The organism is Cupriavidus necator, from assembly GCF_016127575.1.
Lineage (GTDB): Bacteria > Pseudomonadota > Gammaproteobacteria > Burkholderiales > Burkholderiaceae > Cupriavidus > Cupriavidus necator_D.
Map to the genome: position 1 here is coordinate 1,824,812 of NZ_CP066019.1, position 26,828 is coordinate 1,851,639.

11 protein-coding genes are annotated in these 26,828 nt (G+C 72.0%); 5 read left to right on the forward strand and 6 right to left on the reverse strand.

Features of this window, described 5'->3' with window-relative positions; all coding sequences use genetic code 11:
• Positions 1-21: 21 nt before the first annotated feature.
• Positions 22-777 (forward strand): siderophore-iron reductase FhuF, encoded by a 756-nt coding sequence (gene fhuF / locus I6H87_RS27275; protein WP_011617405.1) that lies wholly within the window; start codon positions 22-24, stop codon positions 775-777.
• Positions 778-789: 12 nt separating this feature from the next.
• Here the strand turns inward: fhuF and I6H87_RS27280 are convergent, their stop codons facing one another.
• The 4 genes from I6H87_RS27280 to I6H87_RS27295 all read right to left on the reverse strand — a co-directional run bounded on the left by I6H87_RS27280 (position 790) and on the right by I6H87_RS27295 (position 20,289).
• Positions 790-6,816 (reverse strand): non-ribosomal peptide synthetase, encoded by a 6,027-nt coding sequence (locus I6H87_RS27280; protein WP_011617406.1) that lies wholly within the window; start codon positions 6,814-6,816, stop codon positions 790-792.
• Between the two features lie 37 nt (positions 6,817-6,853).
• Entirely contained in the window at positions 6,854-9,949 is a 3,096-nt protein-coding gene (locus I6H87_RS27285) for a non-ribosomal peptide synthetase (protein WP_011617407.1), read from the reverse strand.
• On the reverse strand, positions 9,942-19,226 hold the full coding sequence (locus I6H87_RS27290) for a non-ribosomal peptide synthetase (RefSeq protein WP_011617408.1): 9,285 nt from the start codon (positions 19,224-19,226) through the stop codon (positions 9,942-9,944). The genes I6H87_RS27285 and I6H87_RS27290 overlap by 8 nt, the downstream gene beginning before the upstream one ends.
• Before the next feature lie 115 nt (positions 19,227-19,341).
• Positions 19,342-20,289, reverse strand: a complete 948-nt coding sequence (locus tag I6H87_RS27295; protein WP_136227916.1) for a TauD/TfdA family dioxygenase — start codon at positions 20,287-20,289, stop codon at positions 19,342-19,344.
• 383 nt (positions 20,290-20,672) lie between these two features.
• On the opposite strand from I6H87_RS27295, the gene I6H87_RS27300 reads away from it, so the two are divergent.
• From I6H87_RS27300 to I6H87_RS27315, 4 genes are read left to right on the forward strand one after another with little or no spacing between them, the layout of a single operon-like run.
• Positions 20,673-20,879, forward strand: coding sequence for an MbtH family protein (locus I6H87_RS27300; protein WP_010810192.1), 207 nt, complete (start codon positions 20,673-20,675; stop codon positions 20,877-20,879).
• Positions 20,876-21,694: a thioesterase II family protein gene (locus I6H87_RS27305; RefSeq protein ID WP_011617410.1), complete on the forward strand. Its 819-nt coding sequence runs from the start codon at positions 20,876-20,878 to the stop codon at positions 21,692-21,694. The genes I6H87_RS27300 and I6H87_RS27305 overlap by 4 nt, the downstream gene beginning before the upstream one ends.
• On the forward strand, positions 21,681-22,514 hold the full coding sequence (locus I6H87_RS27310) for a 4'-phosphopantetheinyl transferase family protein (protein WP_011617411.1): 834 nt from the start codon (positions 21,681-21,683) through the stop codon (positions 22,512-22,514). The genes I6H87_RS27305 and I6H87_RS27310 overlap by 14 nt, the downstream gene beginning before the upstream one ends.
• Positions 22,511-23,935 (forward strand): diaminobutyrate--2-oxoglutarate transaminase, encoded by a 1,425-nt coding sequence (locus tag I6H87_RS27315; RefSeq protein ID WP_011617412.1) that lies wholly within the window; start codon positions 22,511-22,513, stop codon positions 23,933-23,935. Before I6H87_RS27310 ends, I6H87_RS27315 begins: the two co-directional genes overlap by 4 nt.
• Before the next feature lie 48 nt (positions 23,936-23,983).
• Here I6H87_RS27315 and aliA read toward each other — a convergent pair whose 3' ends face one another.
• Both aliA and aliB read right to left on the reverse strand, forming a co-directional pair.
• The gene (aliA, locus tag I6H87_RS27320; RefSeq protein WP_011617413.1) at positions 23,984-25,627 is read right to left on the reverse strand and encodes a cyclohexanecarboxylate-CoA ligase; all 1,644 of its coding nucleotides are present in this window, start codon (positions 25,625-25,627) and stop codon (positions 23,984-23,986) included.
• A 45-nt stretch (positions 25,628-25,672) separates the two neighbouring features.
• Entirely contained in the window at positions 25,673-26,824 is a 1,152-nt protein-coding gene (gene aliB / locus I6H87_RS27325; RefSeq protein ID WP_011617414.1) for a cyclohexanecarboxyl-CoA dehydrogenase, read from the reverse strand.
• Positions 26,825-26,828: the final 4 nt, after the last annotated feature.

Genomic DNA, 26,828 nt, shown 5'->3' on the forward strand with positions numbered 1-26,828 from the left:
AACGCCGTACGGGGCTGCCTCTTGTTTCCGTTACCGATCCTGCTTGCACTGTTTCCCGAGCCGCTGCGTCACTACGCCGAGGCCGTACGCATCGGCCCCACGACGTCCGATGACGTCATGCCCGCCGCGCTCATGTCCGCGCCGGCGGGCCGCGCCCCACTACGGCAGGCGCTTCACGCCATGGCCGTCCACTACGGTGGCGACGATGCGCGCGTGGCCGGCTCGGTCTGGGCGCGGCATTGCTTCTCCGCGCTGCTGCCTGGCACGGTGGCCGCCGCGGCGCTGGCGCACCACGTGCTGCCCTTGCGCGACACGGCCATCCGGCCCGATCGGCACGGCCGCGCCGTGACGTTGCTGCTGCCACACGCTGGCCAGAGGTTTGCCGGCGCGCCGCCGCAGCAGCGTTACGGCGCCCTGCTGGACGACCTGCTGTCACCGCTGATCGAAGCGCTGGCAGCGGCCAGCGGCGCGTCGCCGCGCCTGCTGTGGGCCAATGCCGGCGCTGTCGTCGCCGAGGTATTGCGCCACGCGCCCGCCCTGCTGCAGCCGGATATGCCGGCCACGGACGCCACGCTGGCGGCCGACGCGGCCTGGCTGATGGACACCCGCACCCGCCCCGACGGCCGCGACAACCCGCTGCATGCGCCGATGCGCGCGCACCGCGTGACGCAGGACGGCACCACCACCACGCTGTGGCTGCGCCGGCTGTGTTGCCTGCGCTACCGCTTGCCGGCCTTCACGCTGTGCGGCGACTGCCCGCGCCGCCTGCTGCGGTAAAGCCGTCGGCACCTAGGCCGCCAGCGCGCTGGCGCTGCCGTGCTCCACGCGCACCGGCACTTCGCCCAGCGTGGCGCCGGCCAGCGCCGGCAGCGCCAGCAGGATCGCCACGCACTGCCGGGTCAGTTCCTCCGCCGCGCTGTCGTCGAGCGCCGCCGTGTCGTACTCCACGCGCAGCGTCAGCGTTTCACGCGGAATCACGATGGCCGTTACCGGATAGCTCATCTGTCCGCGGTTATCGACATCGCTGAAGCGCAGCACGCCGCGCTGGGTTTCCCGCAACGTGCTGTCGACTGGGTAGTTCTCGTAGATCAGCATGGTGTCGAACGGCGTGCGCGCGGCATCGTCGCTGCCGGCCGCCCAGCTCTGCAGCCACGCCGGCGGCGCATGCTCGATCTCGCGCAGTGCCAGGTTGTCGGCCTGCAGCGCCGGCAGCCAGTCGGCCACGCGCAGCGAGTCGGGCAGCGCCTGCACCAGCGGCAAGGTACTCGCGAGCAAGCCCATGATGTCTTCGATGCCGGGCAACTCCGCCGAACGGCCCGAGCCCACCACGGCCATCCCCACCGTGCGCGCACCGGTGGCCTGGCGCAGCGCCAGCATCCATGCTGCCTGCACCAGCGTGTTGACGGTGACGTGCTGGCGGCTGGCGAAAGCGGCCAGCGTGCGCAGCGCATCGGCCTGCACCACGTGCTCCACCGCCCGGATCTGCTGCCCGCGCCGTGCCGGCGCGACCTCGCACGTGATGCGCACCGGTTGGCGTGCCAGCGGCGCCAGGCGCTCGCGCCAGCGTTGTTCAGGATCGGCGCCCAACTGCGCCTGCTGCCACGCCACGTAGCGGCGCAGCGACACCGCGGGCTGGGCCGGCTGCTCGCCGTCGTAGCCGCGCAGCACCTCGCCCAGCAGGCGCGACATGCTCCAGCCGTCCAGCAGCAGGTGATGCCAGGTCCAGAGGAAGCGCCAGCTGTGGTCGCCGATGCGCACCAGCGTCAGCCGCATCAGCGGCGCCTGGCCCAGGTCGAAGCCCTCGCGGAACTCGGCCTCGCACAGCGCCTGCCATTGGGCATCGTCGACGGCTGCGGCCGGGCGATGGCTGCGCTCGCGCCAGTCGTGGTGCCTGACCGGCAGCGTGGCCTGCGTGGGCACCACCAGCAGCGGCTCGGCCTCCATGCCCGCGCCCGCTTGCAGCCACGCCACCCGGGCCCGCAGCACCGGATGCCGCCGCACCGCGTCCTGCCACGCCGCGACCATGCGTTCCACGTCGAGCCCGTCCATGGTGGCCTGCACCTGCACGGTATAGGCCGGCGAGCCGGGATGCCGCGCGCCGTGCCGGATCATGCCGCGCTGCATCGGCGTGGGCCGCCAGATGTCCTCGATCTCGTCGGCACGCAGCGCGAGCGCATCCAGTTGCTGCTGCGACAGCGCGCTGGCCGGCACATCGGAGGGCGTCAGCCGCGTCACGGCCTGCGCCACGCAATGCCCGACCACCTCGCGCAGCGACTGCGCGATGCGCGCCATCAGCGCTTCGATGGTGGCCTCGCGGAACTGCGCGCCGCTGTAGGTGCAGCGGAACTGCAGGCGGCCGCCCTGGATCCGGCCGTCGAACGCCAGCGGCGCCGGCAAGGGGATGTCGTCGGAGACGCCACGGCCGGTATCCTCCGCGGCGGCCTGCCAGCTGCCTTCGCCAAGGCTGCCGTCGAACTGGCCGAGGTAGTTGAACAACACCTGCGGCGCGCACGGCGGCAGCGCCGCAGGCGCGAGAGCGCTGAGCACGCCGTACCCCAGCCCTTGGCGCGGCACCGCGCGCAGCGCTTCCTTGACGCCGGCGATGGTGTCGCCAACGTCCGCAACGCTCGCCAGCCGGACCGGCCAGACGCTGGTGAACCAGCCCACCGTGCGGCTGAGATCGAGCGCGCTGCCGGCCGCCTCGGCTTCGCGGCCGTGGCCTTCCATGTGGATGCGGATGTCGTCGCGGCCAGCAAAGGCGCACAGCGCGCGCGCGAAGCCCGTCAGCAACAGGTCGTTGACGCCGGTGCGGTAGGCGGCATGGGCACGCCGCAGCAAGGCGTCAGTCGTGGCCGCGTCCAAAGCAAAGCTTGCCGTGCGGGGGCGCGCCGGTTCACCGCCCGGACCATCGCATGGCAATGACATCTGGTCGCGCGTGACGGTGCGCCAGTATTCGGCCTCGGGCGCGAACATGTCGCGCGCCGGCCCTGCCAGCGTGCGGCTCCATGCGGCATAGCTGGCGCCCACCGGCGCCAGCGCTGGCACCTGTCCCGCCAGCCGGGCGGCGTAGGCGGCCTGCAGGTCTTCCAGCACGATGCGCCATGACACGCCATCCACCACCAGGTGATGGCAGACCAGGAACAGCCGCTCGCTGCCATCGGCGACGCGCAGGTGCAGCGCGCGCAGCAGCGGGCTGCGGGCGATGTCCAGCCGGTCCTGCTCCGCATCGCAGGCAGCGGTGATTGCCGTGGCGTCCGGCACGTCGATGGTCGTCAGTGCGACCGCGGCCCCGGCCTCGGCGACGGCCTGCTGACGCCAGCCTTGGTCCGTGCGAGTGAAGCGGTAGCGCAACGCGGCATGGTGGCCGGTGACGTCCTGCAGCGCGGCCTGCAATGCCGGTGCGTCGATGGCCGACTGCGGGCGCAGCAGCACCGACTGGTTGAAGCGGTTGCGGCTGGCCTCGGCCAGCGGCTGCCCGAGAAAGGCCGCCTGCACCGGCGTCAGCGGCGCCGCGCCAGCGTCATCGTTGGCCGCATCCTGCGCCGTGCCACCCACGCGCTCCGCCACCCGCGCCAGCGCGGCCACCGTCTGGTGCTCGAATACCTGGCGCGGCGTCAGCCGCCAGCCCTGCAAACGGGCGCGCGCGACGATCTGCAGGCTCAGGATGGAATCGCCGCCGAGCGAGAAGAAGTTGTCATGCAGGCCCACCTGCGCGATGCCGAGCACGTCTGCCCACACGGCCGCCAGCATCCGCTCCGCCGCGGACACCGGCGCGGCGTAGGCGGTCTCGGCCTGCCACTGCGGTTCCGGCAGCGCGCGCCGGTCCAGTTTGCCGTTGGGCGTGACCGGGAGGCTGTCGAGCTGCAGGATCGCGGCCGGCACCATGTAGTCGGGCAAAGCCGCCGCGAGCGCCGCGCGCAGGGCCTCGCACGATACCGCGCCCTGCTGCGCCACGACGTAGCCGACCAGCCGCGTGCCGGCGGACGTCTCGTGCGGCAGCACCACCACTTGCCGAACGCCGGGCTGCGCCAACAGGCGCGCCTCGATCTCGCCCAGTTCGATGCGGAAGCCGCGGATCTTCACCTGGTGGTCCTGCCGGCCGAGGTATTCGATGCAGCCGTCGGGCTGCCAGCGCACCAGGTCGCCGGTGCGGTAGAGCCGTCCACCGGGCGCGCCAAACGGATCGGGAATAAAGCGGTCTGCCGTCATGCCGGCGCGGCCCAGGTAGCCGCGCGCCAGCCCTTCGCCGCCGAGATAGAGTTCGCCCGGCACGCCCACCGGCACCGGCTCCAGCCGGCTGTCCAGCACGTACGCGCTGCGCGCCCCCACCGGCCGGCCGATCGGCGCATAGGCGCCGGTGACCTGGGCTTCCGCGTCAGCGGCCCTTGCCTTCCACACCAGCGGCGTCACCACCGTCTCGGTCGGGCCATAGCCGTTGATGATGTGCTGCGGCCGCAGCGCCTGCGTCAGGCGGGCCACGCCCGCCCGGGGCATGGCTTCGCCACCGAAGGAATACAGCCACAGCGGCGGCGGATCGCCCTGCGACTCGGCCCAGGCCGCGAGCTGGTGCAGGTAGCGCGGCGGAAAGCCCGCGTGCGTGACCGCATGGCGGCGCAGCGCGGCGTAGGTCTGCTCCACGCTCCACAGCGTGTCGTCACGCAGCACGATGCTGGCGCCGCTGGCCAGCGGCACCATCCAGCGCTCATGCGCGCCGTCGAAGCTGAACGACAGGAAATGCAGCTCGCGGCTGGTGGCCGTGATGTCGTAGCACTCGGCGGTGGTGACCACGTGCATTGCCAGCGGGCCGTGCGCCACCGCGACGCCCTTGGGCTTGCCGGTCGAGCCCGAGGTGTAGATGACGTAGGCAAGCTGCGCCGGGTGCACGGCAATTTCGGCATCGTGTTCGGGCCAGGATACGTCGGCGTCGTCATCGACCAGCAGCACCGGCAGGCCTTCTGCCACCGGGAAGGACTCGCGCAGCGCGCGCTCGGTCAGCAGCAGTTGCGGGGCGGCGTCCTCCTGCATGTCCAGCAGGCGCCGCGCCGGATAGGTTGTATCGAAGGGCACGAAGCAGCCGCCAGCCTTCAGCACCGCCAGCAGCGCCACGATCATGCGCGGCGAACGGCCCAGCGCCACGCCGACACGGCTCTCGGCGCCAATACCCTGCGCGACCAGCCGGTGCGCGAGCCGGTTGGCCTGGCGGTTCAACTCGCCGTAGCTGAGCGTGGCATCGCCGAACAGCACGGCCGGGGCCTCGGGCACGCGGCGGGCCTGGCCCGCCACCTGCACATGCACCGGCACGAACGGCGGTGCCGCGCAGCCGGGTTCGCTCCAGCGGGCCAGCGCGTCGCGTTCGGCATCCCCCAGCAGCACCGCTGCGGCGGACGTCGTGGCGGGATCGGTAGCGAACGCCTGCAGCAGGCGCCCATAGTGCCCCGCCATGCGCGCCACGGTGGCGGCATCGAACAGATCGGCGGCATAGGCGATCCGACCGAAAAGGCTGCCATCGGGCAGCTCGGTGGTGGCCAGGCTGAGTTCGAAACGCGCGGTCGTCACCGGCAGTTCCAGCGACGTAACGCGCAGCCCCTTCAGCTGCGGCACCGCCGCAGCGCCAGCGGCGCGATGGTCGAAGGTGACGTTGAACAGCGCCGGCTGCGCCAGGCTGCGGCCGGGCTGAAGCGCTTCCACCAGCAGGTCGAACGGCAGCGCCTGGTGCTCCTGGTCCGCCGCTGCCTGCCGCGCCAACCGCGGCAGCAGCTCGGCAAACGGCTCGTCTGGCGCCACCTCGGCGCGCATCACCTGCATGTTGACGAAGCAGCCGACCAGCGCCTCGGTCTCGCTGCGTTGCCGGTTGGCCACCGGCACGCCGATGCAGATATCGGCCTGTCCGGTGTAGCGGTTCAGCAAGACCGCATAGGCGGCCAGCAGCGCCATGTTGAGCGTGGCCTGATGCGCGCCGGCAAGCGTGCGCAGCGCCGCGGCCACGTCGGCCGGAATGACGAAGGTGTGCTCGGCGCCCGCGCCGGTACGCGCCGCGCGGCGTGGCCGGTCGGCCGGCAGATCGAGTGCGGCGCCGGGCGCATCGCCCAGGCGTTCACGCCAGTAGCCGAGCTGGCGCTCGGCTTCGCCGGCGTCCATCCAGTTGCGCTGCCACGCGGCAAAGTCGGCGTACTGCACCGGCAGCTGCGGCAGTTCGGCCGGCGTGCCGGCGGCTTCGGCCGCGTAGCAGGCGGCCAGCTCGGCGACCAGGCGCACGATCGAGGCGCCATCGGCGACGATGTGGTGCAGCACCACTACCAGCACATGGGACCGGACGCTCTCGCGGATCAGCGCGACGCGCCACAGCGGTCCTGCGGCGAGATCGAACGGCGCGTGGGCAATGCCGTCGATGGTGGTGTCCAGGCCGGCGGGATCGGCTTCCATCTCGACGAATGGCGGCGGCAGGCTGTCGTGCACCTGCTGGCGCGCCACGCCGGCAGCGTCGGTTGGATAGGTGGTGCGCAGCACCTCATGGCGCGCACCGATGCGATCGAACGCACGGCGCAGTGCTGCGGCGTCGAGCGCCCCTTCGAGCCGGTATGCGCCCGGCATGTGATAGGCGGTGCCGGCCGGATCGAGCTGCTGCAGGAACCACAGGCGTTGCTGCGCGTACGACAGCGGCAGCGCTTCGCTGCGCGGCGCGGGCACGATCGGCAGCGTGGAGAAGGCCACGCCTTTGTCGTGCAGCGCGGCCAGGAACGCCGTGCGCTGCGCTGGCGCCAGCCGGGCAAAGCGCGCGGCGACCTGCGCGTGCGCGGTATTCAGTGCATCTGACATGGGAGCGGTATCACGGTCAATGGATATCGGGGAGCGCTCAGGCGGCCACGGCAGCCTGCGGCGCCGCATTCAGCGCGGTGAGCGCGCGCGCGTCGAGTTCGCCCGCCGTCTCGCCGTGTTCACGCACGGCCGCGGCCAGCGCGTGGGCAGTCGGGCGGTCGAACACCACGCCCGGCGCGATCTCCACCTGCAGGCGCCGGCGCAGCCGCGCCACCAGCTTGATCACCAGCAGCGAATGGCCGCCGAGCGCGAAGAAGTCGGCGTGCGGGTCGACCCGCTCCTGCTCCAGCAGTTCGGCCATCAGCGCGCAGACCAGGGTCTCCACGGCATCCGCGGATGCCGTGGCAGCTTGCGGCGCCGCTGCGGCAATGTCGTCCGGCGATGCGGCCAGCGTGCGCAGCGCCGTGCGGTCGGTCTTGCCGTTCGGCAGCCGCGGCAGCGCAGGCAGCGCGATCAAGCGCGACGGGACCATGGCGTCGGGCAGCATGGCGGCAAGCGCGCGCCGCAGCGCATCCGTGTCGGCGGAGCCGGCCGATGCCGGCACGATGAACGCGCACAGCACGGCTGCGGCGCCGGGGCCGGGCGCGGCACAGACCGCAGCCTGCGCCACCGCCGGTTGGGCCAGCAACGCGGCCTCGACTTCCGCCGGCTCGACGCGGATGCCGCGGATCTTGACCTGCTGGTCGGCGCGGCCCAGCAGTTGCAGGCCGGCGGGGGTGGCGCGCGCCAGGTCGCCGGTGCGGTAGAGGCGCTGCCCTGCCGCGAACGGGTCGTCGACAAACGCGGCGGCGTCCAGGTCCGGCCGGCCGAGGTAGCCATGCGCCAGTTGCGGACCGCCGACGTAGAGCTGCCCGGCCACGCCGGCCGGGACCGGGCGCAAGGCATCGTCCAGCAGCCGCACGCGCGTCGCGCCCAGGGCCCGGCTGAGCGGCGCCGTGCCGGCGGGCCACGCCGGATCCTCCGCGCCGACCGCGTGGACCATGACGCCGATGGTGGTTTCGGTCGGGCCGTAGTGGTTAAAGATCCGGCAGTCCGGCGCGTGGCGGCGCAGCCCCTGCACCAGGCTGGCGGGCAAGGGCTCGCCGCCCAGGATCACGGTGGCGGGCACGGCCGGTGCATCCGTTTCCAGCAGCGCCGCCAGATGCGACGGCACGATCTTGATAGCGTCGACCTCGCGTCCACGCAGGTAACGAGCGAAGGCGGCGGGATGCGCCATGTCGTCATCGCTGGCCACCGTCAGGCACGCGCCCTGCCACAGTGCTGCGAACAGCGTGGTGTTGCCAAGGTCGGCCGCGACCGACGACGTCAGGCCGAGCCGCCGGCACGACGCCAGCGACAGCGCCTCGCACACCGCCGCGGTGTAATGGCTGATCTGCCGGTGGCCGACCACCACGCCCTTGGGCTCGCCGGTGGAGCCGGAGGTGAAGAGCACGTAGGCGGCGTCTTCCTGTGCGCTGGCAAATTCGCCATCAACCTGTGCGGCCTTGGCCAGCAGCGCATCGGCACGGATCACCGTGGCGTTATCGTGGGCAGCCTGCTGCGCGATGGTCAGCACCGGCGCCGACTGCGCCAGCACGCTGCGGCGGCGCGCCTGCGGCCACGCCGGGTCGAGCGGCACATAGGCCCCGCCCGCGGCCCATACCGCCAGCAGGCTCGCCACCAGCGCGCCGCTGCGCGGCAGCGCCAGCGCCACGCGCGTGCCAGGGCCGACGCCAAGCGCGCGCAGCCGTTGCGCGGCGCCTTGCACGGTGCGCTGCAGGCCGGCGTAGTCGAGCACCAGGTCCGCGGCATCGAGCGCGGGTGCATCCGGTGTCTGCCGGGCATGCTGCGCGATGCGTGCGAGCAGGGTCTGCCCCGCATCCACGGGCGTTTCGCCCGTCCAGCACTGCGGCACGCGCAAGGTATCGTCGGCAGGCCATGACAGCGATTCCAGCGGCGTGTCGAGCGCCGCAGGCAAAGTGCCGATCAGTGCCGCCAGATGCGCCAGCACCCACTGCGCGACGCGCGGATGCAGGACGCCTGCGCGCGCATGCAGCGCGAGCGCCGCCATGCCCTGCCCGTCATCGAGTGCCTCGCACACCAGGTCGAAGCCGGCCCATGCCGGGCTGGCCATCGCCACGCCGGCGGGCGGCAGCGGTGCTACCGCAAACCCGATACGGGGCGCGGCCTCCCCGGGCTGCCAGGCTTCCTGCCACGCGGCGTGGCTGTCGAGCGCGGGCAGCCAGGCGCGCCAGTGCTCGGCCACGCTGCGCTGCGCGTCCCAAGCCACGCTGACCGGCAGCGCCTTGACGAATACGCCGGCGGCATCGGCCATCACGTCGTAGTCGCGGCGGCAATCATGCAGCCAGGCACCGCTGAACACCGGCTGCGCGCACAGGCGCGCCAGCACGGTCCACCAGGCCGCCTGCACCACGCGCTCGGGCGTGGTGCCGAACTGTCGTGCCGATGCGGCCAGCGCCTGCCGGTGCGCGCCATGCAGCGTGTGGCGCCAGGTGTCGCTACCTTGCGCGGCGGCGCTTCCTGCCAGCGCATCGGGGATGCGCAGCGGGGCCGGCAGGCCGGCGGCCTGCGCCTGCCAGTACGCGCGGCCGGCGCTGCCGGTGCCGTCTTCGCCCAGGCGCGCGCCTTGCTGCCAGTCGGCGTATTGCGCGTATTGCAGCGGCAATTCCTCATCGCCATCGATCCGTGCCGGCGCATCCAATGCATCGCGCATGTTTTCGGCAAGCTTCAGCACGGTGCCGCGGTCAGCCGCCAGCGGACTAACCAGCAGCCACAGGGTGGCGCCGCCCGCGGGCAGAGGGCTGATGCAGGCGCGCAGTACGTCGCCGGTGGCCGGGTCGAGCGCAGGCAGCGACGGCGCATCGCCGGGCGCGGCGATGGCCGTGGCGGCACCGTTGGTGCCCGCCTGCGGCACGCAGGCCACCAGCTCGTTGCCATTGTCAATATATGCGGTACGCAGCGATTCGTGCCGCACACGCAGCGCCCCCAGCGCGGCATCCACTGCGGCAGGGTCGGACTGCCCGTGCAGAGCGATCCGCGCCACATGCGCGCGCGGCCCCGGCGTGTCGCACCATTGCTGCCATGCGGCCTGTTGTTCGGGTGTCGGGGTCCAGGCGGACTGCAGCTCAGGCATCGGCGTTCTCCTGCGGCACCGCGGCGGCATTGCCGTCGGGCTGGGTGCGGTCAAACATATCGCCCATCGCGACGACGATCTTGCGCGGGCCTTCATAGGGGTCGCGGGCGTGCGCGGCCAGCATGTTGTCGAGCATCACCACGTCGCCGCGCTGCCAGTCGAAGCGCACGGCGCAGGCCTCGTACAGTTCGCCTATCAGCTTCATCGCCTCGTCGGGAATCGGCGTGCCGTCGCCGAACATCACATGGCGCGGCATGCGTTCCAGCCCCACCATCTCGAGCAGGTCTTCACGCACGTCTTCCTCCAGGCACGACACGTGGTGCAGCTGCACCTGGTTGAAGAAGCTGCGCTCGCCGGTGACCGGGTGGCTGACGATGGCCGGGCACACCGTGCGGGTCTGCAGGATGTCGCCGTCCAGCCAGCGGCAGTCGATGCCGGCGGCGCGGCAGCGCGCTTCCACTTCAGCGCGGTCCTCGGTCTTGTAGAAGTCGCGCCAGTCCACGTCCAGCCGTGGCGTGAAGGTGCGCACATACATGAGCTGCCGGCTGGCGAACTCGGCGGCCAGCGCGGGCGGCAGGCGGCGCAGCAGTTCGCGGCAGTCGACGATGGGGGTGGCGCCGCCGATGGCGGAAGGCAGCTCGCAATAGAACCACTGCTTGCGCGGCCAGCGCTCCAGGTGCGCGCTTTCGTTGTGGTACAGGATCATCTGGCGTTCGGGGTACGGCGTGGAGCGGTAGGTGTTGCGGCCGCCCTCCTTCTTGGGCAGGTCGCCGTAGCTGCCGTACAGGCCGGGATGCATCGCTTCGGCAAAGGCCTCGAAGGCCTGCGGCGTGGGGAGGTCGAAGCCGCGGAAGACGATGCCCGCGTGTTTATGCAGGGTGTCGGCGATCAGCCCGCGCGCCCGGGCGGCCCAGGCGACGGGATCCAGGCCGGGCGCCGCCGGCTCGATCACGATGGGAAAGACCTCACCGGCCCGCAGCGGGCGCAGCCGCACCTGGCTGGCCGGGTCGGCGGCGGACGGAACCGGAGTGGCGGGAGCGAGGGTGGCCGGGCGCGGCCGCGCCAGCGATTTGAGCTGGTCGAGCTTGGCCGCCATGCGTTGGCTGGTTTCCATGTTTCGGGACTCCTCGGGTTTCGGTTGGGTCGGGCGCGCGGCGCCCGGGACAAGTTCGGTGACGTGGTCGACGGGCTGGTCCGGCGCGTGCAGCAGCGCGTCCAGCGTGGCCAGCCACTCGCTGGCAAAGCGCGCCACCGTGGTCCGCTCGAACAACGCTGTGGCGAACACCCAGTCGCCGCGCAGCGCTGCGGCTCCCTGCCCGCCCTCGGGCTCGAGGAACAGCGCCATGTCGAACTTGGAATTGCGCTCCACTGGCGGCAGCATGTCGGCCTGCACGCCGGGCATGGCGAGCTGCCCGGCCGGCGTGTTCTGCAGCACGAACAGCGCCTGCACCAGCGGGTTGCGGCTGCGGTCGCGCGGTACGCCGGCGGCTTCGACGATGCGGTCGAACGGCAGGCCGTCATGCTCGAACGCGGCCAGCACGCCGCGCCGGCAGGCGGCCAGCGTGTCGCGGAAGCTGGCGCCGGCGACGCGCCGGGAGCGCAGCGGCAGCACGTTGACGAAGAAGCCGATCAGGGGCTCCAGCGCCGCCTCGTGGCGGCCGGCAACATCGGTGCCGAGCACCAGGTCGTCCATGCCGGTGACACGGTGCAGCCAGCACTGGAAGCTGGCCAACAGCACGACGAAGGGCGTGACCTGCTCGGCGCGGGCCAGCGCATGCACTTGTGCCATGCGCGCGGCATCGATATGCAGCGGCACGGCATCGCCTTCCATGCGCGCCACCGGCGGGCGGGCGCGGTCGGCCGGCAAGGCCAGCGCCGCCGGCGCGCCGGCGAGCGCGCCGCGCCAGTAGGCGGTCAGCCGGTCGAGCGCGGCGCCGCGCAGCCAGTCGCGTTGCCAGGCGGCGTAGTCGGCGTATTGCAGGGCCAGCGGCGGCAGCGGTGTGACCTGGTCCGGCGCCAGTGCGCGGCGGTAGCCATGGGTGATCTCGTCGACCAGCAGCCCGACCGACCAGCCGTCGGACACCAGGTGGTGCATCGCGACCAGCAGCACGTGTTCCTGCGGGGCGCAGCGCAGCAGCGTGGCGCGCCACAGCGGCGCCTGGTCGAGCGCGAAGGGCCGTGACGCGTGTTCACGCATGGCTTCGCGCAGCGCCGCGTCGCGGGTCTCGGGCGCGAGTGCCTGGAGGTCGGCCACCGGCAGGTCGATGCCTGCGGCAGCACCGATGCTGGCGAACGGTTCGCCGTCGTCGTCGGGATAGGCGGTGCGCAGGACCTCGTGGCGAGCGGCCACGGCGGCCAGGGCCTGGCGCAGCGCAGCGACATCCAGCGGCCCGCGCAGGCGCAGCGCGCCGGCCATGTTGTAGGCGGCACCGGCATTGCCCTGCAGGCGCTCGACCAGCCACAGCCGTTGCTGCGCCAGTGATACCGGCATGCGTGCAACGCGAGGCACGGGCACCAGCGCCGGGATCGCCGCCGCGGGCGCCGCCGTGGCCAGGCGCGCGGCAAAGTCGCGCAGCACCGGGGCTTCGAACACATCGCGCAGCGCGGCCTGTGCGTGGCCGGCGGCACGCAAGCGCGCGACCACGCGGGTGGCGATCAGCGAATGGCCGCCGAGGCGGAAGAAATGGCTGTCGCGGCCAACGCGCACGCCGGGCAGCAGTGCCTCCCAGATTTCCGCCACGGCTTGCTCGACCGGGTTGGCCGGGGGATCGCCCTCCTCGCCGGCGGCTGCCACCTGCGGCGCGGGCAGCGCCTTGCGGTCGATCTTGCCGTTGGCGTTGAGCGGCCAGGCCGGCATGCGCACCCACGCGGCCGGCACCATGTAGGCCGGCAGCCGCGCCGCGACGCTGGCGGCGAGCTCGGCTTCCAGCACGGCCTGGCCGGCTCCTGGCTGCCAGTAGGCCGTCAGCCATTCGCTGCCGGCGGCCTGGTACACCGTCACCAGCGCCTGGCGCACGGCGGGATGCGCGGCCAGCACGGCCTCGATCTCGCCCAGCTCGATGCGGTAGCCGCGCAGCTTGACCTGGAAGTCCTTGCGGCCCACGTATTCCAGCACGCCGCCGGCCTGCCAGCGGCCGAGGTCGCCGGTCAGGTAGCGGCGGCTGCCCGGGGCGCCGGTCGGATCGGGCACGAAGGCGGCCGCGGTGCGGCGCGGGTCGGCCAGGTAGCCCCGGCCCACGCCAGCGCCGGCCACCGCGACCTCGCCGATCACGCCGGGTGCGGCCAGGTTGCCGTCGGCATCGAGCACCTGCAGCACGGCATTGGCGGTGGGACGGCCGATCGGCACGGTGTCGCTGCCCTGCCCCAGGCTATCGGCAGACAAGGGGTGGAAGGCCACGTCGTCCGAGCATTCCGCGGGCCCGTAGGCATTCATCAGCGGCACCGCCGGATAGCGCCCGAACCACGCGCGCGCGGTCGCGGGCGGCAGCGCCTCGCCGGTGGGCAGCACCCAGCGCAGCGCCGGCAGCGGCGCGTCGCGGCCCTCCGCGGCCTGGCAGTCCAGCACAGCTTGCAGCAGCGACGGCACCGGTTCGAACAGCGTGACGCCGCGCTGCGCGAGCAGCGCCGTCAGCGCGGACGGATCGCGCACCACGTCGTCGGCGACGACCTCCACGCGGGCGCCGAACAGCGGCGCGGCGAGCGCCTGCCATACCGAGATGTCGAAGCACGGCGGCGCGGTCTGGGCGATCACGTCGCCCTCGCCCAGCCCGAGCGGCACCACCTTGGCCAGCATGTTGTTGAGCATGCCGGCGCGCGTGACCATCGCGCCCTTGGGTACGCCGGTCGAGCCGGAGGTGAACAGCACGTAGGCGAGCTGGGCGGGGTGCGAGGATGTGTGCAGTGCCGTCGTTCCCGCGGCGGAGGCCTCTACGGCTGCCAGCGTCCGGGCGCCTGCGATCCCTGCCTCGGCGAGCGCGGCGGCGCCTGCAGCATCGGTCAGCACCTGCGCGGGGCGCGCCTGTGCCAGCACCTGTTGCCAGCGTGCCGGGGGATGGCTGACGTCAAGCGGCACCCAGGCCGCGCCTGCGCGCAGTATTCCGGCCAGCGCGACCAGCCAGTCGAGCCCGCGCGGCAGCAGCACTGCGACGACGTCATCCTGCGCCACGCCCGCGGAACGCAGGCCCCCGGCGAGCCGGCCGGCACGTTGCCACCAGTCGCCATAGGTCAGTGCGGCATCGCCGCAGCGCGCCAGCACGCGCTCCGGATGCGCGGCGACGCGGCACGCCACGCGCTGTACGTAGTCGTCGTGCAGGGCTGCCTGCGAGACGCTGGTGTCATCGCTGGCGCCCCAAGCCTGCAGCCGCGTGTGCGTGGCGGGGTCAAGCAGATCGACGGCACCGACATGCGCCGCGCCCTCGGCCAGCGATGCCAGCGCGGCCGCGTACGCGTCCATCCATTGCGCGAGGCGTCCCGCCTCAACTCGGCCGGCATCGCAGGTGAAGCGGACGGTGAAGCGACGATCGGGCATCACTTCCAGCGTCAGGCCGTAGTGGGTCTGCTCGATGTTGTCGTGCTGGCGCAGGCGCAGGCACGCCACCTCGCGCGCCCGGTCGTTCAGGTCGGGCAGGTTCTGGAACACCATCAGCGTGTCGAACAGCGCGCCACCGGCACCGGCCTGCGCCTGGATCTCGGCCAGCGCGGCATGTTCGAACTCGCGCATGGCGACGCCGGCTTGCTGGGTAGCCTGCAGATAGTCCGTCACCGCCAGCGGGCCGCGCGGACGCAGACGCAGCGGCAGTGTGTTGATAAACACGCCCAGCATGCGCTCGGCGCCGTCGAGGCCCGGGGGCCGGCCGGCCGAGGTCACGCCGAAGACGATATCGTCGCTGCCGCAATGGCGCGCCAGTACGATGCCCCACGCCGCCTGCATCACAGTGTTGAGGGTGACGCGATGCGCGGCGGCCAGCGCGCGCAGGCTGGAATCGAGTCCGGCCGGCAGCACCAGGTCGCGGCACAGCGGCGCCGCGCTGTGGTTCGCGGCCGCCGGCGCGATGCCCGGCAGCACGGTGGGACCGGGCAGGCCGGCGAAGGCCTCGCGCCAGAAGGCCTGCCGCGCCGTCGCGGGTTGCGCGGCGAGCCAGGCGATATAGTCGCGATACGGCCGGCGCGGCGCCGGCGCGTGGGCCGGATCGGCGTAGCGGGCCAGCGCCTCGTCGAGCAGTTGCACCGAGCCCCAGCCGTCGACGATCAGGTGGTGCCGGCTCCAGACCAGCCACCATCCCTGCTCGCCGGTGCGCAGCAGTGCCAGCCGCATCAGCGGCAGCGCAGCCGGGTCGAAACCACGCGCGCGGTCGGCGCGGCACCAGGCTGCCAGACGCTCGGCCAGCGCCGGGCCGTCTTCGCCGCGCCAGTCCTCGACGGCCACGGGCAGCGTGGCGCGGGCATGCACGCATTGCAGCGCGCGGTCGCCGCAACCGGCTTCGCCCGGCGCGATAAAGGTGGTGCGCAGGATCGGGTGGGCGTCGAGCAGCGCCTGCCACGCGGCGGCCATCCGCGCCGGGTCGAGCGGCCCGTCGATTTCCAGCACCAGTTGGTTGACATAGGCGCCGTTGCCGCCGTCGCGCAGGTGGTGGAACAGCAGCCCTTCCTGCAGCGGCGACAGCGGATAGGCATCCTCGATGCCGCCCTGCGCGGCGCGCAGGCGCTCCAGTGCTGCCGCGTCGCGACCGCTCAGCGCAAATGGCTGTGCCACGGCCGGCGTCGCAGCGGGAGCGGCGGCAGGTTGTGCGCGCGCGGCGAGATGCGCCGACAGGCGCGCCAGCGTCGGGTGCGCGAACAGGTCCCTGGGCGCCAGCATCAGCTGCTGCGCGCGGGCCTTGGCCACGATCTGCAGCGCCAGGATGGAATCGCCGCCGAGCGCAAAGAAGTCGGCGTCGCGGTCGATCTCGTCGCGCTGCAGGATCTCGCGCCAGAGGGTGCGCAGCGTCTGCTCGATGGCAGCGGTTGCGTCGGCCGGTGCGGCGCCCGCGCGCAGTGCGGCGGCCAATGCCGAGGGCGTGGGATGGGCGAACAGCAGCTTGGGGGTCAGCGCCAGACCGGCCTGGCGCGCTTGCGCGACCAGCTGCAGCCCGAGGATGGAGTCGCCGCCGAAGGCGAAGAAGTTGTCGTCGGCGCTGACGGCATCGCGCCCGAGCACGCTCGCCCACAGGCGCGCCAGCGTAGCCTCGGTGTCATCCTGCGGTGTAGCGCGGACGGGCGCGGCGACCTCATCGGGCACCGGCGGCAAGGCCTTGCGATCGACCTTGCCATTGCGCAGTCGCGCGAAGGCGTCGCACTGCACGAAGGCCGCCGGCAGCATCGGCGCCGGCAGTGCGGCAGCCATGGCGGTGCGCAGCGCGGTCAGGTCGAAGCCGTCGGCGGGCACGAGATAGGCGACCAGCCGCAGGCCTTCGCCTGCGGGCGAGGGCTGCGCCAGCACCACCGCATCACGCACGTGCGGCGCCTGGCGCAGCCAGGCTTCGACTTCGCCGGGTTCGACGCGGAAGCCGCGGATCTTGACCTGGGCATCGGCACGGCCGAGGAAGACGATGGCGCCGTCATCAGTCATGCGCACGCGGTCGCCGGTGCGGTACAGGCGGCCGCCGGGCTGGAAGGGATCCGGCACGAAGCGTTCGGCGCTCAGCGCCGGGCGCCGCAGGTAGCCGCTCGCGACGCCGGCCCCGCCGACGTAGAGCTCGCCTGCCGCGCCGCGCGGCACGGGATTCAGGTGCCGATCCAGCACGTAGGCGCTGACGCCGGGCAGCGGGCGGCCGACCGGAATCGCACCCTGCGCTCCGCCCGATGGCACCGGGTGCGTCAGGCAGCCAACCGTGGTTTCGGTGGGCCCGTAGTGGTTGACCACGCGGCAGGCCGGATGCAGCGCCTGCACGCGCGCCACCAGCGCCGCATCCAGCGCCTCGCCGCCGAACACCAGGCATTGCCGCGGCACCAACCGCGCCGGATCGGCGACGGCCAGCAGTGCGCGCAGGTGCGAGGGCACGATCTTCAGGCAATCGACCGGCCGCGCCGCCAGCGCGCTGGCGAGGGCCTCGGGGTCTTCGCCCAGCCCATCGTCCAGCACGCGCAGCGTGTGGCCGCCCAGCAGCGCGCCGAACCAGGCGGTGTGACCCAGGTCCGCTGTCACGGAGGACAGCGACGCCATCGACGATCCCGCCGGCAGGGCCAGCGCGTGCAGCACGCCAGCGGCGTAGTGCGCAAGGTTGCCTTGCGTCACCACCACTGCCTTGGGCGTGCCGGTCGAGCCGGAGGTGTAGATCAGGTAGGCCGGCTGGGCGGGCACGGCAGCGGGCCATGTCGCCGGGAGAATTGCGGCATCTGCTCGCAGGGATACGGCATGCCAGCCGGCATCGGGCAACACGTCCGCCAGCCACTGCGGCTGCCCCCCCTCGCCCACTACCGCTTTCAGGTCCGCATCTGCCGCCAGTTGTGCCAGCCGCGCGGCGGGCATGGCTGCGTCGAGGCACAGGAACGCGGCGCCCGCTTTCCACGAGGCGAGCATGGCCACGGCCATGCCGGCGCCTCGCGGCAGCAGCAGGCCGACCACGTCGCCGGGGCGCACGCCACCTTGCTGCAATCGCGAGGCAAGCGCGTCAGCGCCGGCGTCGAGCGCACCGTAGGACAACTGCGCATCGGCAGCGTCTACCGCGAGGCGCTCCGGATGCGCGCGCACGCCGGCCTCGAAGGCCGCCAGCGCTGTGGCGTGGACCTGCGTTGCGGCACCACTGGCCTGCGCATGCGAAAGCACCGCCGCATCGAACAAGGACAGATCACCGACACGCACTTCGGCGTTGTCGAGCACCACGTCCACCGCAACCCGCAGCGCCGCGATCAGCCGCAGCACTGCCTCCGGGGCAAAGCGGTCAGCGTCGTAGCGCCACTGGCCGCGCAGGCGTTCGCCTTCGTCCTGCCAGCGCAGGTTCATGTCGTTGGCCGCGCCGCGCTGCGTGGCCAGGTATTCGCGCACCAGGTAGCGGCCCAGCACCTTGCGCGGACCCACCGGCACGAAGGTCGTCATATGCCGGAACAAGGGCCCCAGGCTGCGATCCGCGCCGCCCATGCGCGCCATCGGATATTGCTGGTGGCGCAAGGCGCCGCGCATCTGGCGGGCGCAGTCGCGCACCACCGTGGCAAAGGCCGGGTTGGCGGAGAAATCCGCGCGCAGCGGCACGGCGTTGAGCGTATAGCCGATCAGGTCGGCATGCTGCGCGCCGGAGCGTCCGGCCGTGGGCGTGCCGACGAGGAAGTCGTCCTCGCCGCTGGCCCGGTGCAGCACGGTCTTGAACAGCGCCAGCATCACCACGAAGACGCTGACCTCGAGCCGCGCGGCCAGGTCGCGCAGGCCCTGCGTCTGTTGCGCCGTCAGGTGGAATTCAATCTCGGCGCCGCGCAGGCGGGGCTCGACAGCGCGCTCGCCGGCCAGGGCCGGCGCCGCGGGCGCGTCCTCGAGTACGCTGTCCCAGAAGGCGCGCAGCGATGCACCACGCGGCCCCGCCAGCAACTGGCGCTGGCGCACCAGCCAGTCGCGGTAGCGGCCCACCTGCGACGCCATCGGCGGACTGGCCGGGTCCTTGGCACGCAGCGCTTCGTAGGTCGCAAGGATCTGGTCGCAAACCGTCTCGAAGCCGAGATAGTCGCCGGCGATATGGTGCATGCCGGCACACATCCACATGCGCTCGGTGCCGTCGGCCTGGCGCGAGACCAGGAAGCGGAAGCGGCAGACCTGGCCCGCGTCGGGGTCGAACGGCTCGTCCGCTTCGCGCTCGAACCAGGCCATCAGATCGGCCTCGGCAAGGCCGTCGACGCGCGTCAGCGAAACCTCGGCTGCAAAGCCGGCCGGCCGCGCCATCACGATCTCGCCGTCCTCGTCCAGGTAGGCGCTGTGCAGCGCCTCGTGGCAATCCACCACATGGCGCGCGGCCTGCTCCAGCAGGTCGAAGCGCAGGCCCGGCGCCAGCTCGATCGTGAACACCATGTTGTACGCGGCGCTGTGCGGATGGCGGCGATGGAAGGCCAGCAGCGCCAGCTGGCCGGGCCCGGCGGGATAGCGGTCGAAATAGCCGGGATGCGCGGCCAGCCAGGCATCGGCCTCGGCGGCGCGCGTGGCGAGCAGCGCAGCCGCGGCGTCCAGCGCCTCAGCGCTGGCGGCGCAGTCATCGGCCACGCGCCAGCGCCCGTCCAGCAGGCGCAGGCGCACGCCATCGGCGCGCAGAGTTCGCATCAGGGCGCCGGTTTCTGCCGGCAGGGAAGCTACGGAAGACGACATGGCGAAAACGTTGGAGATGACAAGGCCCTGGCCCGCAGGGCGGCCAGTGGGCATCGGGACGGCGGCGGGATCAGCCCAGGCCGGGCGGCGCGGACTCGGCCATGGCGACGATCACGCGGCGCGGGCCGCTGAAGGTGCCGCGCCCGTGGGCGGCCAGCATGTTGTCGAGCATCAGCACATCGCCCTGCTGCCAGGGGAAGCGCACGGTGCAGTCGTCGAGGGTGGCGCGGATGGTGGCAAGGGCGTCGTCCTCCAGCGGCGCGCCGTCGCCGTAGACGACATTGCGCGGCAGTTCGTCGACGCTGCCGACCACGGCGAGCAGGGCCTCGCGCACGTGGGGCGCGAGCCCCGAGACATGGAACAGGTGGGCCTGGTTGAACCACACCATCTCGCCGGCCACCGGATGCCGCGCGACGGCCTGGCATAGCTGGCGCGTGCGCAGCTCGCCGTCGGCCTTCCATTCGAAATCGATCCGCTGGGCGCGGCAGAAGCGCTCCACCTGCGCGCGGTCATCGGTGTTGAAGGCGCGTTGCCAGCTCAGGTCGAGGCCGTTGCCGTAGTTGCGCACGTACATCAGGCGGCGCGCGGCAAAGCGCTCGCGGATGACCGGGTCCAGGCGCTGGTAGACCAGCCGGCTGTCGGCGATGGGCGTCTCGCCTCCCGTCTCGCTCGGCTGCACGCAATGGAACCAGATCTTCATCGGCCATTGCAGCGTGTACGACTGCTCGTTATGCAGCGGGATGACCTGGTGCGCCGGGTATTCGGTGGAGGTATAGACGCCCTCCTTCACCTGCGAGCGCGGCGTCGAGCCGAACTCATAGCTCAGCAGCGGATGGCCGAAGGCGCTGGCGAAGGCGCGGAAATCCGAATCGTCGTCAAAGCGGAAGCCGCGGAACAGCACGCCGCCGACGCGCGGCAACTGCTCCGTGGCGATCGCGGCCATGGCGCCGAACTGGCGGCGCCAGTCGGTATCGCCGTCGGGCGTGACCACCAGCGGCAGCGCGCTGTGCGCAAACATCGGCGCGGTGCGCAGCGCGCCCGCCCCGGTTGTCGCTGCGGTGGCAGCCGCGCCGGAGCCGGCGCGATGGTCCGCATGGAGGTCGGCGATGGTAGCGGTCGTGTCCAAATCCATATCCCTGTTCCCTCGCTGGGTTCGTTCGCGCTTGCCGCACGGCGCCGGAAGAGGCGTTGCAGCGGGGCCTGAGGCGGGAGGGGCGCGGCCACGCGAACAATGTCTGCACATTGCATGGAAGGCGAGTCTACCGGAAATATTTACGAATGGAAATACAAATCATTATCATTTACGATGTAGCCTTCGACGTTTTTGTTGTCTTCAACGTTTTCCTTGCCGGCGCGGCACCGACTGCGACGGCAACTCAAACCACCTGAAGGAGCACAGCCATGAGCTGGGATCATCCCGACACGCGTTTCCACGTCGTCCGCAACGATGAAGGCCAGTATTCGATCTGGCCCGACTACAAGCCCGTACCGGCAGGATGGGCCAGCGTGGGCTTCCAGGGCAGCCGCGACGAGTGCCTGGCGCATATCGAGACGGTCTGGACCGATATGCGTCCGCTGAGCCTGCAGCGCGCGCTGGCCGGCGCATGAGCCCCGCGCAGCCGATGCGCGATCCCTGGTACGCCGTGATGCCGGGCCGCAGCGGGCCGGCTGCCGGCGATCGCGTGCGCCTGTACTGCCTGCCCTATGCCGGCGCCGGCCATACCGCGTACCACGGCTGGCGCGCCGCGCTGCCTGCCGCGATCGAGCTGGCGCCGGTATGCCTGCCCGGACGCGGCACGCGCACTGCCGAACCGCATGGCGCATCGATCCATGCGCTGGCCAGCGCGCTGGCCGCCTCGATCGCGCGCGCGGCCCGAGCCGAAGCGCCGCGCTTTGCGCTGTTCGGCCACAGCATGGGTGCGCTGCTGGGGTTCGAGACCGCGCGCGCGCTTGAAACCGTGCATGGCCTCTCCCCCGCCGCGCTGGTGGTGTCCGGGCGCGGCGCGCCCGCGCTGCCGTCGGCTCGGCCGCCGTTCAGCAGCCTGCCGGACGGCGCCTTTGCCGACGTCATCGCCGCCATGGGCGGCATGCCGGCCGAGATCCGCGAAACGCCGGAAGCGCTCGCCTTCTTCCTGCCCGTGCTGCGCGCGGATATCGCGTTGTGCGAGGCCTGGCGCTACCGTCCGGGCCCGCGGCTGGGCTGTCCGGTCACAGTGCTCGGCGGCAGGGACGACGTCCACGCCCCGCCCGCGATGCTGGCCGCGTGGCGCGACGAGACCCTGCACGACTGCAGCCACCGGCTGTTCGCGGGCGGGCATTTCTTCCTGCACGAGGCGGCGCAGGACGTGCTGGACACCATCACGGATGCCGTGCTCGGTTCCACGATGCGCGCCACCAGAGACCACGGCCATGCGCTCGCCTGACATGGCCGCGCCAGCGCACGGCGAGATCCAGGTCTGGCACGTGGCAGTCGACGCTGCGGCAGACCTGTCGGCGCTGTCGGCAAGCGAACGCGCGCGCGCCGCCATGTTCCGGCAACCCGGCGACCGCGCCCGCTTCACCGCGGCCCGCTCGGCATTGCGGACACTGCTGGGCCTATACCTGGGCGTGTCGCCCGACGCCGTGCCGCTGGTCGCCAACGCGTTCGGCAAACCCACGCTTGGCGGCCATTGCACCACAGCCCTGCAGTTCAACGTCAGCCACAGCGACGCACGCGCCGCAATCGCATTGTCATGCGCGCCGGTCGGGATCGACATCGAAGCCTGGCGTGCGGACATGACGTGGACAGCCTGGCACGACAGCGCGGCCGTGGCCTGCAACCCCGACGAAATGCGCTGGCTGAGCGCGCTGGCGCAGCGCCAACCGCAGGATGCCATGCTCGCCTTCCTGCGCCTGTGGACTGCCAAGGAAGCGTGCAGCAAGGCCGTCGGCACAGGGCTGTCGGCTGCGCCGCAATCGGTGCGCGTGGCGCTGCCGGCGTGCGCTGCCTGCGTGCCGCCGCTGGCGCGCGCCGGGGCCGACCTGCGCGTCTGGCATATCCACGATGCATGTGGCCAGCCCGATCACGACACCCGCTACGTCGCGAGCCTGGCCACGCCACTGGCCGCCGCGCGCGTCGTGCACCGGCAGTATCCGCCGCGCGAGCTGCCCCCGCGCGCGGGCCAACCCATCTTGCCCGGTCTCGATGCCGGGCCCCGCAGTCAACGTCCCTGTTCAACGCCCCCGTTAGGAACGACACCATGACGCCTCCCTCGCTCGCCACGCATGCCCACGGCCAACCCGCGCCGTTCTCGGCTGGCGCCTTCGTCCGGCAAGCGCCCATCCGGCTCGACGACAACCCCTACCTGCAGCGCCAGTCCGCGCGCGAGTCCAACGCCCGCTCCTATCCGCGCCGCATCCCGCTGGCGCTGGAACAGGGCTATGGCGTGTATTTGCGCGATACCAGCGGCCAGCTCTTCATCGACTGCCTGGCCGGCGCCGGCACGCTGGCGCTCGGCCACAACCACCCGGCAGTAGTGCGCGCGCTGCGCGACACGCTCGACAGCGGCCTGCCGCTGCATACGCTGGACCTGGCCACGCCGGTCAAGGACCGCTTTATCGACGACCTGTTCGGCCTGCTGCCGCCCGAGTTCGCAGCGCGCGCCCGTATCCAGTTCTGCGGCCCGACCGGCGCCGACGGCATCGAGGCAGCGCTCAAGCTGGCCAAGACCGCCACCGGACGCCATACGGTGCTGAGCTTTGCCGGCGGCTACCACGGCATGACGCACGGCACGCTGGCGCTGATGGGCAACCTCGGCCCCAAGGCGCCGCTGGGTGCGCTCGGCGGCAGCGTGCAGTTCCTGCCCTACCCGTATGACTACCGCTGCCCGTTCGGCCTGCGCGGCGACGCCGGCATCGACGCGGGCCTGCGCTATATCGAGCAGATGCTGGCCGACCCGGAGTCCGGCGTGCTGCCGCCGGCGGCGGTGGTGGTGGAAGCGGTACAGGGCGAAGGCGGCGTGATCCCCGCGCCCGCGCGCTGGCTGCGCGAACTGCGCCGCATCACGCGCGAGTACGGCATCGCGCTGGTGCTCGACGAAGTGCAGACCGGGCTCGGCCGCACCGGGCGCATGTTCGCGTTCGAGCATGCCGGCATCGTGCCGGACGTGCTGGTCCTGTCCAAGGCGATCGGCGGCAGCTTGCCGATGTCGGTGGTGATCTACGACAGCGCGCTCGACGCGTGGCAACCGGGCGCGCACGCCGGCACCTTCCGCGGCAACCAGCTGGCGATGGCGGCGGGCTCCGCCACCATCCGCACCCTGGTCGCGCAAGGCATCGTCGCCCATGCCGAGACCATGGGCCAGCGCCTCGCCACGCGGCTGCGGCAGTTGCATACCGCGTGCCCCGCGATCGGCGAAGTGCGCGGGCGCGGCCTGATGATCGGGGTGGAACTGATCGACGAACGTGCCGAGGCCGATGCGGTGGGCGCCTACCCGGCCGACGGCACCTTCGCGCGCACGGTGCAACGCGAATGCCTGCAGCGCGGGCTGATCGTCGAACTGGGCGGACGCCACGGCGCCACGGTGCGCTTCCTGCCACCGCTGGTCATCGGCGAGACCGAGATCGACCTGGTGGCCGAGTTGTTTGGCGACGCAGTCAGCGCGGCGCACAAGCAATGCCGCTGAGCGCTTGCGCGCCGTTCCGCGGTGGCCGGGGCCACCGCGGAACCAGCTTCAGGACGCGTCACCGCGCAGCATCTCGCGCAGCCGGAATTTCTGGATCTTCCCGGCGGGCGTGGCCGGCAAGGCGTCCCGCACCACGAGCTTCTCGGGGATGTACTGCAGCGCCATTTTCTGCGCCTTGAGCCAGTCCACCATCGCCGCCTGGTCGAACGGCTGGCCGGCGCGCGGTACCACGAAGGCGCAGGCGCGCTCGCCCAGGCGCTCGTCGGGATAGGCGACGATGGCCACCTGGGAGACCGCGGGATGGCGGTACAGCAGGGTCTCGACCTCCAGCACGGGGATGTTCTCGCCGCCGCGGATGATCACGTCCTTGCTGCGCCCGGCGATGCGCAGGTAGCCGCTGGCATCCAGCCGTGCGAGGTCGCCGGTGTCGAACCAGCCGTCGGCATCGGTGCCGTTGAGCTGCGGGCGCTTCAGGTAGCCACCGAAGTTGGAACAGGCGCGCACCAGCAGGCGGCCGGTTTCGCCGGGCGGCACGTCGGCGTCGGTGCCGTCCACGATGCGTATTTCGACGCCTGGCAGCGGGCAGCCGTCGGTGGTCGAGGCGCGCTCGTCGCTGTCATCCGGCAGCGTGGTGGTAACCGCACCGTTCTCCGTCATGCCCCAGGCCGATACGATCTTCGCGCCGAGCGCCTCGCGGGCGCGCTCGACCAGCGCGCCGGGAATCGGCGCACCGGCGCACAGGAAGATGCGCAGGCTGGGAACCGGCGTGCCGGACTCCGCCACCACACGCGCCAGATCGGTCAGGAACGGCGTCGAACCCATGGTGAAGGTCACGCCCTCCTCGCGGATCAGCGCGGCCGCGCGCGCCGGGTCCCAGATGTCTTGCAGCACAGCATGCGCCCCCAGCAACACCGGCATCAGCAGTCCATACATGAAGCCGGTCTGGTGCGCCATCGGCGACGCCATCAGCACCACATCGTCGCTGGTCAGGCGCAGCCGTTCGGCGTAGGCGACGATGTTGGAGAACAGCGTGTTGGCGCTATGCATCACGCCCTTGGGCTCGCCGGTGGTGCCGGAGGTGTAGATCAGCTGCGTGACGTCGTCCGGGCCGGGACAGCTGCGCAGCAGGATGTTGGCGGCATCGGGCTCATATTCCCAGGCGGGACCGCTAAGCAGTGCTTCAAAGCTGTCCGCGCCATCACCGCCGGCAACAACGATGTGGCGCAGCGCCGGCAATGCCTCGCGCAAACCCTGCAGCATCTGGGCATGGCCGAAGCCGCGGAACAGCTGCGGCACCACCGCCACCTTGCATTGCGCATGCGCCAGCATGAACGACAGCTCGCGCTCGCGGAAGATCGGCATCAGCGGGTTGAGCACCGCGCCCAGCCGCGAGCAGGCGAGATACAGCACAGTCAGGTGCCAGCCGTTCGGGAGCTGGCATGACACCACATCCTGCGCGCCGATGCCGAGGCGGCTGAGACCCATCGCTACCCGGTCCGCCATCCGGGCCAGTTCGCGCCAGGTGAAGCGTGTCATGCTGCCGCTGTCGAGGCTCAGCGCCGTCAGCGCTGGGGCGTCGGGCCGGTCGCGCACGCAGGCGGCCAGGTAGTCGTTGACGGTGCGGTCATGCCAATGCCTGGCGGCAATGCTGGCGGCACGGCGCGGCGCGATCAGTACGGCGTCGAAATCCATGGGTGTCTCCTCTTTATCGGACGGCTCGGCGGTCGTGGCGCCGCTTCAGGCCGGTACGGCTTCGCGCCCCGCGCGCGTGCGGGCAATGATGGTCTTCATGATCTGTGCCGTGCCGTCGCCGATCTGGAAGCCCAGCACATCGCGCAGGCGCTGCTCCATCACGCCGCGGTCATAACCACCGTGGCCGAACGACAGCAGGCACTGGTGCACCACGTCGTACGCCAGCCTGGGCGCCCACCACTTGCACATCGCCGCCTCGGCGGTATGCGGCAGGCCACGGTCCTTGAGCCACAGCGTCTGCAGGCACAGCAGGCGCGCACCCTGCACCTGGGTCTCGAAATCGGCCAGCGGATGCGACACGCCCTGGAAGGCCGACAGCGGCTTGCCGAAGGCCTGGCGCTCGGCCACGTAGGCCCAGGTCTCGTCCAGCGCGGCCTGCGCCACCGCCAGCACCTGCAGGCCGATCAGCGCGCGCGAGAAGTCGAAGCCCTGCATCACCTGCACGAACCCCTCCCCCTCCTTGCCGAGCAGGTGGCTGGCCGGCACGCGCACGTTCTCGAAGAAGATCGAGCCGCGCCCGATGGCGCGCTGGCCGTGGCAGTCGAAGCGGTTGCGCGTGATGCCCGGCAGGTCCATCGGCACCAGCAGCGCAGACACGCCGCGCGCGCCGGACTCGACGGTGCCGCTGCGGGCAAAGACCACCGCGGCATCGGCCTGGTCGGCGGCGGAGATCGAGGTCTTCTCGCCGTTGAGCACGTAGACGTCGCCATCGCGCTCCATGCGCAGGCGCAGGCTGGCCGCGTCGGAGCCGCCGCGCGGCTCGGTCAGCGCGATTGCCAGCAGCGCCTCGCCGCGCGTCAGGCGCTGCAGCCACGGTCCGGCGATTTCCGGCTGTGCATGGTGCGCCAGGATCTGGCCATTGAGCGACGCGAGCAAGTTGATGTACGACAGGCTCAGGTCGGCACGCGCCACGGCTTCATGGATCACGCCGGCGGCCAATGAGCCCATGCCCTGCCCGCCATACTGCTCCGGCAGTTCGGGCGCGATAAAGCCCATCTCGCCCATTTCGCGCATCAGCGCGCGGTCCAGCACGCGGGTGCGGTCGCGCTCCAGGTAGCCGGGCGCCACGCGCGCATCGGCAAAGCGGCGCGCGTGCTCGGCCAGCGCCGTCAGGTCTTCGTCAAGATAGGGATTCATGGTG

Excerpts from the sequence above, each read along its gene's own strand:
- I6H87_RS27280 (WP_011617406.1), bottom strand. The coding sequence starts at position 6,816 with ATGTCAGATGCACTGAATACCGCGCACGCGCAGGTCGCCGCGCGCTTT.
- I6H87_RS27285 (WP_011617407.1), bottom strand. The coding sequence starts at position 9,949 with ATGCCTGAGCTGCAGTCCGCCTGGACCCCGACACCCGAACAACAGGCC.
- I6H87_RS27290 (WP_011617408.1), bottom strand. The coding sequence starts at position 19,226 with ATGCGAACTCTGCGCGCCGATGGCGTGCGCCTGCGCCTGCTGGACGGG.
- I6H87_RS27295 (WP_136227916.1), bottom strand. The coding sequence starts at position 20,289 with ATGTTTGCGCACAGCGCGCTGCCGCTGGTGGTCACGCCCGACGGCGAT.
- I6H87_RS27300 (WP_010810192.1), top strand. The coding sequence starts at position 20,673 with ATGAGCTGGGATCATCCCGACACGCGTTTCCACGTCGTCCGCAACGAT.
- I6H87_RS27305 (WP_011617410.1), top strand. The coding sequence starts at position 20,876 with ATGAGCCCCGCGCAGCCGATGCGCGATCCCTGGTACGCCGTGATGCCG.
- I6H87_RS27310 (WP_011617411.1), top strand. The coding sequence starts at position 21,681 with ATGCGCTCGCCTGACATGGCCGCGCCAGCGCACGGCGAGATCCAGGTC.
- I6H87_RS27315 (WP_011617412.1), top strand. The coding sequence starts at position 22,511 with ATGACGCCTCCCTCGCTCGCCACGCATGCCCACGGCCAACCCGCGCCG.
- aliA (WP_011617413.1), bottom strand. The coding sequence starts at position 25,627 with ATGGATTTCGACGCCGTACTGATCGCGCCGCGCCGTGCCGCCAGCATT.
- aliB (WP_011617414.1), bottom strand. The coding sequence starts at position 26,824 with ATGAATCCCTATCTTGACGAAGACCTGACGGCGCTGGCCGAGCACGCG.